Source organism: Microbacterium sp. NPDC055357, assembly GCF_053644835.1.
Genome location: NZ_JBSHLZ010000009.1, coordinates 76,295 through 89,251 on the forward strand (window position 1 = coordinate 76,295; position 12,957 = coordinate 89,251).

The following is a 12,957-nucleotide window of genomic DNA, read 5'->3' on the forward strand; positions in this document are numbered from 1 at the left end:
CGCGCGGGCCGCAGCCCCGGTTCGATGCGCAGATTGCGCTCGCTCATACTCGGATGCTTCGCCGTCGTCCTGGTCGGGCTCGCCGCGGGCTTCATCGCGGTGACCGAACCCGACCTCGCCATCCCCGCCGCCCTCGCCGTGCTCGTGGTCGGCATCGCGGCCATCGACCTCTCGCTCATTCCGGTGCTGGCCGTTCCGGCGACGATGGCGGTGGTGCGGGTCGGTCCGATGAGCCTGGCGGACTTCGTGCTCGGCTTCGCCGCGATCGTCGCCCTCCTCATGCTGCGTGGCAAGGGTGCGCAGACCCTGCAGCCGCTCCTGTGGGCAGGCGCCTGCTACATCGCGCTGACGGCGCCACAGCTGTTGCTCAACCGCTACGTCGCGAACTACATCGAGTGGGCGCACGAGATCGCTCTCGTGCTCGGCAGCATGATCGTCGGATTCGTGGTGGGGCGCGAAGGTCACGCCAAACTCGCGCTGGGCATGTACATCGCGCTGTGCTGGTTCATCGGGATCGCCGCGATGGTGACGGCCGTCTCGAACGGCTTCGGTCCCGTGTATTTGGGGATGCTGCACAAGAACGCCATCGGAGCGATCCTCATGATCGGCGCGATCATCGCATTCGCCAACCCGCCGTGGCTCGAGTGGCGACCGTGGTTCGGGTACGCGACGTTCGCCGTCTGCGGCGTCGGGGCGCTCGCCGCACAATCCCGGCAAGCTCTCATCGGCGCGCTCGTCGGGGTTCTCATCGTCGGTCTGCGGCCACGCTTCCACAACGGCAAGCGATCACGGTGGATGTGGGTCGTGCTCGTTCCCGTCGCGTACTTCGTCGTGACGGCGGTGCAAGAGCAGCTCGGCTCGGACGATCAGTTCAACTCGTCCAACCAGCGGCTCGATTGGTACGGCGATTCGATCAAGGTCTGGCTGATGTCGCCGCTCTTCGGCGTCGGCCATCGCTGGTGGGTGACCGGGCACACCGGTTACTCGGGTTTCCAGCCCCCCAACGCGGAGCTCGAGGTCCTCACGACAGTGGGCGTCCTCGGCCTCATCGGCTTCCTCGCGATGTTCGGCGGGGCTTTCTGGCTGCTCGCGAAGATGAACCCGGTGTACGGCACGCTCGCCCTCGCCGTCGTGGTCGGGCGTTTCGCGCAGGTGCAGTTCGACCTCTACTGGGTCGCCGGCCACTCCTCGATCCTGTGGATCATCGCGGGCATCTGCTACGGAGTCCAAGCGCGAGACAAAGCCCTGGGCATCGAACGCATCCCGCATCCGGTTCAGACCGTTCTTCGCAGGACTCCGGTCGTGCGGATATGACCCGGCGCATCATTCACGCCATCACACCGGGCGATCATTTCTCGCCGCGCACCGGATCGGCGATTCCGACCGTCGTCCACGGTCTCGCGCGTGCGGCACTCGCGTCAGAAGGCGACGATGCGCGTCACGCCGTGCTCGTCGATTCGACCACCTTCCGCCCCCGCTACGAGTCGGCCGAGGTGCTCGAATACACCGGCGCGATGCCCACCCGACGCGCGGAGCGGATAGCGGATGCCGCTCTCGCGCGTCTCGGCGTCGCCCGACGATCGGCGGTTCGCGCCTGGCAGCCCGTATCGGATGCGCTGCGGGATCAGTCGCCTTCGATCGTCATCGCCCACAACGCACCGGCGCTGCCGCGCCTTCTCGGCGATCAGCCGCATACGACCGTGCTGTATGCGCACAACGACCTGTTCCGCACGGTCGGTCGGCGCGAGGCCGAGCGCACGCTCGACGGTGTCGCCGCCATCGTCTGCGTGAGTGAAGATCTCGCGCGCCACACGGCATCACGGCTGCCGCGCTCCCTCGCCCGCCGGGTGCACATCGTCGACAACGGCATCGACACCGAGGCCTTCGCACCGCGCGACGAGCCGCGGAGCGACGCTCACCCGCTGCGACTCATGTACGTCGGACGCGTGATCGCCGACAAGGGGCCTGATGTCCTGCTCCGGGCTGCCGCGCTTCTGCCCCACGACGACATCGAGGTCGTCATCGTGGGAAGCACCGGGTTCGACGCCGCGGCTCCCCTCACCCCGTACGAACGCTCGCTACGCGACCTGGCCGGGAAGGTGTCCGGCAGGGTCGCCTTCGAGCCCTTCGTCGATCGGGGTCGCCTTCCCGATCTGCTGCGCACCGCGGACATCTTCGTCGTACCCTCGCGGTGGCGCGAGCCCAGCGGCCTCACGATCGGTGAAGCGATGGCCACGGGGCTTCCCGTCATCGCGAGCGCGGTCGGCGGCATCCCCGAAGTCGTCGGCGACGCCGGCGTGCTGATCGATGCTGACGATGCCGAACGATTGGCGACCGAGATCACGACGTTGAGGGACGACCCGCTCGCCCGTGCAGCCCTCGGACAGTCAGCGCTCCGACGCGCACGCGCGCGCTCCTGGCGTCGGTCGTGGAATCAGCTGAGGGCGATTCTCGAGAGCATCTGAGCTGCGTCACCTCGAAGTGGGCGCGAGCCCCTCGATGATCGTCGTGAGATCCCGGGTCAACTCGTCCACCATCGTCGTCCATGCCCGCTCCGGCAGCATGAGCGGATCGGCGACATCGTCGGCCGGGTCGGCCCCCACCAGCTCGGTGCGCGGCCGGTCGGCGGCGGCGGCATCGAGCCATGACCCCAGCGCTGCTCGCGGAGGCCGGGGGTTCTCCTGAATCCACCGCGCGAACTGCTTGATCGTGAACACGCGCGGCCAGGCATCGGGATTCTCGGCGATCACTTCGCGCGCCTGTTCGCGCGCGGCGGTGAGCACGAGATCGAATCCCGCCATGTCGTGCGCATCGAGTTCGCGGCTGCGGTGCTGGGTGAAGTCGTACCCGATCCGGGCTGCGAGAGCGCGACCGACCGTGGGCATCGAGCGGCCGCCCTCGATCAGGCCGGCAGAGTGGAAACGCAGGCTGCGCTTGCCCCCGAGCCTCTCGGCGATGGCCGCGGCGTACGGAGAACGGCACTGGTTGCCGTGGCAGACGAAGAGGATCTCGCTCTGCCCGGCGATGGCTTCGGGAGATCGCACCGGCGCGGCGAACGGTCGATCACCGGGGGGCGCAGAAGTCATGCAGGCGCACCGCTTTCCTGCTCATCCGGCGGCTGCGGATGAAGCACCGAGGTCTTGGGTCGGGTCGTCGGCACGGGGTTCGTCGTGACCCCGCGTCGGTAGCGCGGACGGTCGGCCAGGTCGGAGCGACCGTCGAACACATCGAGATCATCATCTTCGACATCCGTATCGAGGGGTTGCGAGTCGGGCGTGACCTGAGCCGTGCGGCGACGGCCGCTCTTGTCGCTGCGCATGTAATAGGCGGCATACGTCTTCGGCAGCTTCCGCCGTCCTCGGTTCGCGACGACGCCGAGGATCTCGACGCCGTTCGCGCGCAGCCCGGCGACGGTGTCGGCAAGCAGCGTGCGGTCGGTGCGCATGACCGACGCGACGACGATCGCGCCGTCGGTGTACATCGAGAGCAACGAGGCGTCGGCGAGTCCGATGGCCGGCGGCGAGTCGATGATGACGATATCGGCCAGCAGCCTGAGCTCGTCGACGAGCGACTCGTACGCCGCGCCGGCCAGAAGGTCGGCGGGGTCCCTCGGTTCCGCACCGGCGGGAAGGATGCGAAGACGCCGATAGGTCGTGACGTTGAGTCGAGCCTCGATCTCCTCCGACGACACGGGAGTGCCGTCTTCCTGGTTCTGCAGCAGCTCGGCCACGCCCTCACCGTCGGCCGCGTCGCCGAAGTAGCGTGCGAGATCCGGGCGGCGCAGATCGCCGCCGACGAGGATGACGCTCTTTCCCGCGCGCGCCCAGGCGAGGGCGAGGTTGGATGAGATGAAGGATTTTCCGTCGCCCGGCTCGACGCTCGTCACCACGACGACCGCGTGGCGAGGCGGGATGAGAACCTGCACCGTCGACCGCACCGTCCGCAGGCCTTCACTCAGATCGGTTCGCTGCGAGCTCGCGACAGGGAGGGGCGGATCAAGTCGCTTGACCGACCGGTCCCAGCGCAGTTCACCGAGCGACACGGTGCCGGCGATGCCTTCGACCTCGTCGGAGCCCCGCAGACGGTTGTCGAACTGGTCGCGGATCAGAACGACTCCGATCCCGACGATGGCGCCGGTCAAGAGGGCGAGTCCGAACACGATGAGCTGGCCGGGGACGGTCGATTCTCCCGGTGCCGGTTCGCGCAAGACCGTCATGGTGGGGCCCGATGCGGCGATCGCGTCGAGCTGGGTCTGCAGCATGCTCATCCGGTTGAGCGCAGACGCCAGGTTCGATTGGGCGATCGCGTTCTCGGGGTTGCGGAAGACCTCCCGTTGCAGTTCGGTGGCCTGCTGGATGGCTTCGGTGTGCTGCTCACGCAGTGTCGTCTGCACCTCGGTCATCTGCTCGTCGACGTATGCGACGTACGCCTCGATCACGGCGTTCGCCCGCGCTTGAGCGGACTCCGGGCTCGGACCGGACGCCGTCACGGTCAACCGGCCGGTGCGCGAACTGTCATCGAGGCGGGCTTCGATCTGCCCCGCGAGAGCACCGCGCGCGTCGCCGGTGATCGCCGCCGCGGCGTCGAGGATGACGGGCGCGGTGATGGTCTCGGGGTCGAGATCGACCGTCATGCCGCCGATCTCCCCCGACACGGCCGTCTCGGTGACGACGGCGTTCAGCCGAACGGTGCCGCTCGTTTCATACGTGACATCACGCACCTGCAGATAGCCCACGGCGACGATGCCCGCGACAGCCGTGATCGCGAGGATCACCCAGATGCGCTTCCACAGCACGTCGAGCACTTGCCGTAGTGTCACGCGTTCTGCCCCCCGGTCGAACTCATGCTGATCGTGCAGCCGCTGACGGCTTCGCGTCTTCGAGTATCCAGGTGGAAGAACCCGATGTACGTGTGCATCGGCCAGACTCGCAGGACACGCCCAGCGTCACAGCAAGCCTACCTCCGGCTCTCAGACCCCACTTCGACGCTCGCGACCGCCCCCTGACGCGCGACGAGCACGACGAGCACGCCGGCGCAGGCGAGCAGCATCCCGCCGCCGGCGACGTCGGGCGCCCGCGGAACGTCGGCCATCGCGATGAGCACGCACACCGCCCCGATGAGGCAGACCGCCGACCCCACCGCCGTCCAGGCCCGAAGCCGTCGTGCAGGCGAGACGACGACGCCGACCGCGGCCTGCACCGCGAACGCGACAGCGCCGGCCAGCAGGATGCCGCCCAGCACGTCGCTGCCCCGATGCGCGAAGGACAGCAGTGACATCGCCGCCTCGATCCAGACCACCCCCGCGAGCACGGCGACGACCGGTCGCGGTGCCCAGCGCGGCTTCAGCCAGGCGATCGCGATCACGGCGGCGGCGCAGACCGCGACGTGACCGCTCGGATACGTGTTGTGCGCGTACGCGAAGGCGCCGAAGTCGGGGCGCGGAACGGCGATGTCGAACAGCGCGGCCAGCACCCCTGTTCCGCCGAGACAGATCGCCGCGGCGGCCACGGCGAGAAACCGTCGGGCCAGCAGCGCGCCGACGGCGGCGAGGGCGGCGAGCACCACGAGCCCGAGCATGAGGGCATTGCGGGCGCCGTAGATCCGCATCCACGGCTCGTCTCGAAGCGCCGGGAACGATCCGAGTGTCGACGCGTCGAGACGCTGGCCCAGCGGGGTCAGCACCGCGAGGACATAGAGCAGCACGAACGCGCTGAGGAACCCGGCCGCCCAGAGAGCTGCTGTCCTACGGGTTCCTCGCGCGTCAACGATGGGAGACCACCTCGCTGACGACATCGCGCAGCCGAGTGGCGAACCGCTCCTCTGAGAACGACTCGGCGTGCGCCGTGATCTCGAGAGCGCTCCACGACCGTTCGGCCAGTTCCCCGATCGCGCCGGCGACCGCGTCGACCGTCGGGGAGTCGAAGAAGACACCCGTGCGCCCCTCGACGACCGTGTCGAGGTATCCGCCGTCTCGGAGTGCGGCCGTGGGCTTGCCGAAGGTCGCCGCCTCGAGAGGCGAGAGCCCGAAGTCTTCGTAGGATGCCGCAACCAGACCTTCGCACTGCGCATACAGCCAGCGCAGCTGCGCGTCGGACACCTTGCCGACCAGGTGCGTGCCGCCCGCGCGCGCCGCGAGCGCCTCGAGCGTCTTGCGTTCGGGACCGTCGCCGACCACGACGAGGTCGAGCCCACCGGCCGCCGCGACGGCCTCGATCACGAGGTCGACGTTCTTATAGGGCAGGAGGCGCGCCACGCACAGCAGGAACGGACGCCTGACGCCGGCGATCTCTTCGCGCGCGTCATCGGGGTGCAGCGTGGCGGGGGGCGGCGCGAGCACCTCCGCGTCGATTCCGTAGACATCCTGCACGGCCCGCTGGATGACCGTCGAATTGACGAGATAGCGGTCCGCGGTCGCCGCGGCGCGCTGATCCCATCGCCGCAGTCGCGGCCCCAGCATCCCGATCGCCGCGCGAACCGCTCGGGCGCGCACTCCCGGCGCCTCGTCACCACCGGCATACCGGTCGAGCTGATAGAGCCACCGCGCCGGCGCGTGGCAGTACACGACCTTGCGACCTGCCGTCGGGAATCCGTGCGCCCATCCGCTCGAGCTCGCGAGCACGACATCGGCGTCGATCGGATGCGCGTCGACGGCACCGGCGAGGAACGGAAGGGCGAGTCGGTGGTGCCGACGCAGCGCCGGCCAGCGGTCGACGCGCGACGTGCGGATGTCGAGCTGGTCGAACTCGGGAAAAGTGCCCTCGGCGTGGAACAGCGTCGTGTGCAGGGGGGCCCCGGGAAACGCGCGCGCCATCGCGAGCGCGACACGTTCCGCTCCGCCACGCTGTGTGACGTAATCGTGTGCGAGCGCGATCGTGGTCACAGCTCTCCCGGTTGGACGACGTGTTCGTCGATTCTCTCCACAATCGCCCGCGCCCGCGACGGCTCCGGTTTGCGCGGGGCGTAGACGACGAGCGAATGGAAGACGAAGCGCACGATGAACGCGACCGCGAGCGTGATCGCCGTGGCCAGCACCGCCGAGATGTGCCACGTCTCGACCATGAGCGCGAGCACGGGGATGCGCACGAGCGCCTCGGCGTTGTTGAACGCGAACGACTTCGCGAACCGCACCCAGCCGCCCGATGCCTCGCCCCGCATGTCATGGAACACGAACCGTTCGATCAGCAGGAAGTTGCCGATGATCGTCACCTCGGCGGCGATGATGGCGGCGAGGATGTAGTCCATCCCGACCGCGGTCAGCGCCCACACGATCGCGATGTTCGCGACCGCTCCGAGCGCGCCCACCACGGCGAACAGCGACATCTTGCCGAATCGCAGTGCCGTCAGCTGCGTCATGAAGTGGACTCCCTGCCGCAGCGACGCCTTCGACTCCCCCGCGTGCCGATCGGCGAAATCGAACGGCACCTCGGCGACGCGCAGCGTCTTGCGCGCGAGCATCTCGAGCAGGATCTTGAACCCGCGCGGCTTGAGGCCGTCGAGATCGAGAGAACGGCGATCGACGAGGAAGAACCCCGTCATGGGATCGGTGACGTCTTTGAGTCGCACGGGGAACATCGACTTGGTCACCGCGGTCGACAGCTTCGAGACGAACACCCGCGTACGGTCGGCGAGTCCGTTCGCGGTGCCGCCGCCGGCATACCGCGACGCGACGACCACGTCGACGTCGCCCTCGCGAAAGCGCGCGAGCATCTCGGGGATCTTCTCGGGCGGATGCTGCAGATCGGCGTCCATCACGAGGCACAGGTCCGACATCGCCGCGGCGAATCCCTCGAGCACCGCCCCGCCGAGCCCCCCCACCGCCCGCTCACGGTGGAGCAGACGCACAGGGATCGTCGACGACGCCGAGACCTCCCGCACGACGTCGGGGGTGGCATCCGTACTGTCGTCGACGACGATGATCTCGCACGCGATTCCCGCCGTCGCGGCCGCGATTCGCCGCACGAGCTCGGCCACGTTGGGCGCCTCGTTGTAGGTCGGTACGACGATCGACAGTTCGATGGGAATCTCCCTTGCGCTCCGGGGGTGAGCCCACCCATCGTTGCACGCGAGCACGCCATGATGGACGAGCGCCAACAACGAAGGGACATCGATGCGGATCTCGGTCATCGGATGCGGATATCTCGGAGCCGTCCACGCGGCGGCCATGGCCGAACTCGGCCACGACGTCGTCGGCATCGACGTCGACGCCGACAAGATCGCGGCGCTCACGCGCGGCGAGGCCCCGTTCTTCGAACCGGGCCTGCCCGAACTGCTGCAGACGCACGTCGCGTCCGGCCGGCTGCGGTTCTCGACCGACATGACGGATGCCGCGGGCAGCGGCATCCACTTCATCGCTGTCGGCACCCCGCAGCGTAAAGACGGCACGGCCGCCGACATGTCCTACGTCGACGCCGCGATCGACGGCGTGCTCGCGCACATCGGCGAGGGTGAGGTCATCGCCGGCAAGTCGACGGTGCCCGTGGGCACCGCCGCCGCCCTCGCCGAGCGGATCGCCGGCTCGGGCGCCGTACTCGCGTGGAACCCCGAGTTCCTGCGCGAGGGCTGGGCCGTGAAGGACTCGCTCACCCCCGACCGGCTCGTGTTCGGTCTGCCGCCCGAGCCGGATCAGGCGGCCGTGGCCGAGACCGCGTTGCGCGAAGCGTATGCGCCCGTGATCGCGCTCGACACCCCGCTCATCGTGACCGACTTCGCGACGTCCGAGCTCGTCAAGGTGGCCGCGAACGCCTTCCTCGCGACGAAGATCTCGTTCATCAACGCGATGGCCGAGATCGCCGAGGTGACCGGCGCCGATGTCGTGCAGCTCGCCGACGCGATCGGCCACGACGACCGGATCGGCCGCCGATTCCTCGGCGCGGGTGTCGGCTTCGGCGGCGGCTGCCTGCCGAAGGACATCCGCGCCTTCACCGCGCGGGCCGAAGAGCTCGGCCGCGCCGACTCGGTCGCGTTCCTCAAGGAGATCGACGCGATCAACCTGCGCCGGCGCAGCAAGGTCGTCGACCACGTCGTCGAGGCGCTCGACGGTCAGCCGGTCGGCAAGGTCGTCGCGGTGCTCGGTCTCGCGTTCAAGCCCCACTCCGACGACGTGCGGGACTCACCCGCGCTCGACGTCGCGGTGCGCTTGAAGGGGCTCGGGGCCGACGTGCGGGTGACCGATCCGGCCGCCATCGAGAACGCCCGAGCACGCCATCCGCAGCTGGACTACCGCGCATCGTTCGAGGACACCGTGCGCGGTGCGGACGTCGTCGTGCTCGTGACGGAGTGGGACGAGTACCGCTACCTCGACCCGGAGGTGGTGCGGCCGCTCGTCGCGACGCCGAACATCGTCGACGCGCGCAACGCCTACGACCCCGCGCGCTGGCGCGCCGCCGGCTGGACCTACCGCGGTCTCGGCCGCCGCTGACGCCCGCCGTGACCCGCCGCCTTTTGACCGCGAGACTGCAACGGGAGCTCGAGACAGCGGGTAACACCCGCAGTCTCGGCGTGCCGTTGCAGTCTCGCGGTCAGGGGGTCAGATGAGGGAGAGCTCGCGCAGCTTCGCCTCGACGTCGGCGTTGGACGGCTCGACATGGTGCGACGTGTCGGGGTAGACCACGACGGGGATGTTCGTGCGCCCCGAGATGTCGCGCGCGACGTCGGCCGCCTTCGGGTCGGCCTCGAGGTCGACGTAGGTGTACTCCACGCCGAGGTCGTCGAGCTGCTTCTTCGTGCGGCGGCAGTCCGAGCACCATTCGGCGCCGAACATCGTGATGGTCGAGTCAGAGGTCATGCCCTCCATTCTGTCCTGAGAATCCGGCGACAGGGCCTGACGACGAAGACAGTCGACCGTCTACGCTCAAGGGCGTGAACGACGGCATCGAAGGAAACACCCGAATCATCGAGGGCACAGTCGTGACCGACTTCTCGGACCGCATGAGCTACGGCGGCTACCTGGAACTGGACACGCTGCTGGCCGCGCAGCATCCGCTCAGCGATCCCGAGCACCACGACGAGCTGCTCTTCATCATCCAGCACCAGACGACCGAGCTCTGGCTCAAACTCGTGCTGCACGAGCTCGGCGCGGCATGCCGGCACCTGCGCCAGGACGACCTCGGACTCGCGCTCAAATGCATCGCCCGCGTCAAGCACATCCAGAAGACACTGACCGAGCAGTGGTCGGTGCTGGCGACGCTCACCCCGGCCGAGTACGTCGAGTTCCGCGGCGTCCTCGGCAATTCGAGCGGGTTCCAGTCGGCGCAGTACCGCGCGGTCGAGTTCACCCTCGGCAACAAGAACGCCGGGATGCTGCGCGTCTTCGAATCCGACCCCGCGGCCCACGCCCTCGTCTCGGCGGCGCTGAACGCACCGAGCCTGTACGACGAATTCCTGCGCCTGCTCGCACGGAGGGGCTACACGATCCCGGCGAGCGTGCTTGAGCGCGACGTCACGCAGGCGTGGACCTTCGCTCCCGAGCTCGTGCCGGTCTTCACCGAGATCTACGCGCACCCCTCCGAGCACTGGGCGGCGTACGAGACGAGCGAGGAGCTCGTCGACCTCGAGGACAACTTCCAGCTCTGGCGCTTCCGTCACCTCAAGACCGTCGAGCGCATCATCGGCCACAAGATCGGAACGGGCGGTTCGAGCGGCGTGCCGTTCCTGCGGCGAGCGCTCGAACTGACGTTCTTCCCCGAGCTGCTCGCGGTGCGGACGGAGCTGTGAACGACCCCGTCGATCCGCTGCGGCTGGCGCGGCTGCTCGGCCCCGCGGCATCCGCGTGCCGGGAAGGCCTCACGGGTGGCACCGGCGTCGCACTGCCCCCGTTCATCGATCACCACGTGCACCTGCACCTCATCGACGACCGCGCCCTCACGGCGGGCGGCATCGCCGGGATCCTCGACCTCGGCGGAGACCCCGCCGCGCTCACGCGCCGACCGCGACGCGCCGTGCCCCGCCGCGCCTTCGCGGGGGCGTTCCTGACGGTGCCGAGCGGATACCCGTCCGGCCGCTCATGGGCCCCCGACGCCGTCGTGCGCGAAGTGACGAGCGACTCCCCGCACGAGGGCGTGCCGGGTGGGGCGGCGACCGCCGTCGCCGAGCAGGCCGCGTTCGGTGCATCCGTCATCAAGGTCGCCCTCAACAGCACGGCGGGGCCCGTGTTCGACCGCGAGACCCTGGCCGCGATCGTGTCGGCCGCGCATGATCGCGCGCTGCCCGTCGTCGCGCACGCGGAAGGCGAGGGGATGCCGCGCCTCGCGCTGCGCGCCGGTGTCGACGCGCTCGCCCACACGCCCACCGAGCATCTCGGCCCGCGGTTCATAGCGAGCGCCGTCGCCGCCGGGCAGCGGTGGATCTCGACGCTCGACATCCACGAGGGCGACGCGCGCTCGACCGCCGTCGCGAACCTCGCCGCCTTCGCCGCGGCGGGAGGCACGGTGCTCTACGGCACCGACCTCGGCAACGGCGACCTGCCCACGGGCGTCAACGCGCGCGAGCTCGCGGCCCTCGTCGACGCGGGTCTCGACGGTCCCGCTCTCATCGACGCCCTCACCGACGCGTGGCCGCTCGAGCCGGGCACGGGCGCCTTCACGACTTTCATCCCGGGCACGCCGCCCGACACGGTCGACGAGCTGCCCGCGTGGCTCGCGACCGCGACCGTCGTTCTCACCGAGGAGCTCGTACATGACCAGGATTGACTTCGACCGCGCCGCATCCGATTTCGATGCCGCCGACCCGCTGCGCCGCTTCCGCGACCTGTTCGTCGGAGCCGAGTCGTCGCTCGTGTACTTCGACGGCAACTCGCTCGGACGCCCGCCGCGCGCGTCGGTGGATCGCCTTGCGCGGTTCGCGACCGAGGAGTGGGGCGGGCGGCTCATCCGCGGATGGGACGAGTCGTGGATGCAGCTGCCCTTCGCCGTCGGCGACGCCATCGGGCGGGCGGTCATCGGCGCCGCCTCCGGTCAGACGGTCGTCGGCGACTCGACGACCGTGCTGCTCTACAAGCTCGTGCGCGCGGCGTTCGATGCGCAGCACGCGGCCGATCCCGCGCGCGTGGAGATCGTCGTCGATCGCGACAACTTCCCGACCGACCGGTATCTCGTCGAGGGCATCGCCCGCGAGCGCGGCGGACGCGTGCGCTGGGTCGAGGTCGACCTGTCGGCGGGTGTGACGGCCGAGGCGCTGCAGGCGGCGGTCGGACCCGAGACCGCCGTCGTGCTGCTGTCGCACGTCGCCTACCGGTCGGGCTACCTCGCGGATGCCGCATCCCTCACTCGCATCGCGCACGACGCCGGCGCGCTCATCGTGTGGGACCTGTGCCACTCGGCCGGGTCGGTGCCCGTGCACGCCGACGAATGGGGCTTCGACCTCGCGGTGGGATGCACCTACAAGTACCTCAACGGCGGTCCGGGCTCGCCCGCGTTCGCCTACGTCGCGGCGGGGCTGCAGGACCGGCTCGCGCAGCCGATCCAGGGATGGATGGGCACGGCCGACGTCTTCGCGATGGGGCCGGCGTACGAGCCCGCGGCCGGGATGCGTCGGTTCCTCTCGGGCACGCCCCCGATCGTGGGGATGCTCGCGATGCAGGACACCGTCGACATGATCGACAGCGCCGGCATCGACGCCGTGCGCGAGAAGTCGGTCGCACTGACCTCGTTCGCCGTGGACGTGTCCGACGCGCTGCTCGCTCCGCTCGGGGTGACCCTCGCGTCGCCGCGCGACCCCGAGCTGCGCGGCGGGCATGTGACGCTGTCGCACCCGTCGATGCGCGCCGTGACGGCCCGGCTGTGGAGCGAGGACGTCATCCCCGACTACCGCGATCCCGAGGGCCTGCGCATCGGGCTGTCGCCCCTGTCGACGTCGTTCGCCGAGACGCTCACGGGCCTGCGGGCCGTCGCCGCGGCGGTCCGCGCGAGCTGACGGGCGGCGAGCCGCACGCGGCATCCGCCCCGCCCGTAGACTGGACCG

At 69.6% G+C, this 12,957-nt stretch carries 12 protein-coding genes; 6 read left to right on the forward strand and 6 right to left on the reverse strand.

The window, feature by feature from the left end:
- The first annotated feature begins 24 nt into the window (after positions 1-24).
- Positions 25-1,314, forward strand: a complete 1,290-nt coding sequence (locus ACWICD_RS12055) for an O-antigen ligase family protein (RefSeq protein ID WP_454140300.1) — start codon at positions 25-27, stop codon at positions 1,312-1,314.
- The gene (locus ACWICD_RS12060; RefSeq protein WP_454140301.1) at positions 1,311-2,465 is read left to right on the forward strand and encodes a glycosyltransferase family 4 protein; all 1,155 of its coding nucleotides are present in this window, start codon (positions 1,311-1,313) and stop codon (positions 2,463-2,465) included. Before ACWICD_RS12055 ends, ACWICD_RS12060 begins: the two co-directional genes overlap by 4 nt.
- 6 nt (positions 2,466-2,471) lie before the next feature.
- On the opposite strand, the gene ACWICD_RS12065 is transcribed toward ACWICD_RS12060, so the two are convergent.
- From ACWICD_RS12065 to ACWICD_RS12085, 5 genes are all read right to left on the reverse strand, one after another.
- Positions 2,472-3,086: an arsenate-mycothiol transferase ArsC gene (locus ACWICD_RS12065; RefSeq protein ID WP_454140302.1), complete on the reverse strand. Its 615-nt coding sequence runs from the start codon at positions 3,084-3,086 to the stop codon at positions 2,472-2,474.
- Entirely contained in the window at positions 3,083-4,819 is a 1,737-nt protein-coding gene (locus ACWICD_RS12070; protein WP_454140303.1) for a polysaccharide biosynthesis tyrosine autokinase, read from the reverse strand. The genes ACWICD_RS12065 and ACWICD_RS12070 overlap by 4 nt, the downstream gene beginning before the upstream one ends.
- 137 nt (positions 4,820-4,956) lie before the next feature.
- A complete protein-coding gene (locus tag ACWICD_RS12075; protein WP_454140304.1) occupies positions 4,957-5,703 on the reverse strand; it encodes a hypothetical protein in 747 nt (248 codons plus the stop codon).
- A 58-nt stretch (positions 5,704-5,761) separates the two neighbouring features.
- Complete coding sequence (locus tag ACWICD_RS12080) at positions 5,762-6,880, reverse strand: glycosyltransferase (protein WP_454140305.1); 1,119 nt, start codon at positions 6,878-6,880, stop codon at positions 5,762-5,764.
- A complete protein-coding gene (locus ACWICD_RS12085; protein ID WP_376128310.1) occupies positions 6,877-8,016 on the reverse strand; it encodes a glycosyltransferase in 1,140 nt (379 codons plus the stop codon). Before ACWICD_RS12085 ends, ACWICD_RS12080 begins: the two co-directional genes overlap by 4 nt.
- A gap of 91 nt (positions 8,017-8,107) precedes the next feature.
- Between ACWICD_RS12085 and ACWICD_RS12090 the strand changes: the two genes are divergently transcribed.
- The gene (locus tag ACWICD_RS12090) at positions 8,108-9,418 is read left to right on the forward strand and encodes a UDP-glucose dehydrogenase family protein (protein WP_454140306.1); all 1,311 of its coding nucleotides are present in this window, start codon (positions 8,108-8,110) and stop codon (positions 9,416-9,418) included.
- 108 nt (positions 9,419-9,526) lie between these two features.
- Here the strand turns inward: ACWICD_RS12090 and ACWICD_RS12095 are convergent, their stop codons facing one another.
- Positions 9,527-9,784 carry a glutaredoxin family protein gene (locus tag ACWICD_RS12095; RefSeq protein ID WP_454140307.1) on the reverse strand — a complete coding sequence of 86 codons (258 nt, stop codon included), beginning with the start codon at positions 9,782-9,784 and terminating at the stop codon, positions 9,527-9,529.
- A 143-nt stretch (positions 9,785-9,927) separates the two neighbouring features.
- On the opposite strand from ACWICD_RS12095, the gene kynA reads away from it, so the two are divergent.
- The 3 genes from kynA to ACWICD_RS12110 are packed head-to-tail and all read left to right on the forward strand — an operon-like array spanning position 9,928 to position 12,909.
- A complete protein-coding gene (gene kynA / locus ACWICD_RS12100) occupies positions 9,928-10,713 on the forward strand; it encodes a tryptophan 2,3-dioxygenase (protein ID WP_376128312.1) in 786 nt (261 codons plus the stop codon).
- Positions 10,710-11,687, forward strand: a complete 978-nt coding sequence (locus ACWICD_RS12105) for a hypothetical protein (RefSeq protein ID WP_454140308.1) — start codon at positions 10,710-10,712, stop codon at positions 11,685-11,687. Before kynA ends, ACWICD_RS12105 begins: the two co-directional genes overlap by 4 nt.
- The gene (locus ACWICD_RS12110) at positions 11,674-12,909 is read left to right on the forward strand and encodes a kynureninase (protein ID WP_376128278.1); all 1,236 of its coding nucleotides are present in this window, start codon (positions 11,674-11,676) and stop codon (positions 12,907-12,909) included. Before ACWICD_RS12105 ends, ACWICD_RS12110 begins: the two co-directional genes overlap by 14 nt.
- Positions 12,910-12,957: the final 48 nt, after the last annotated feature.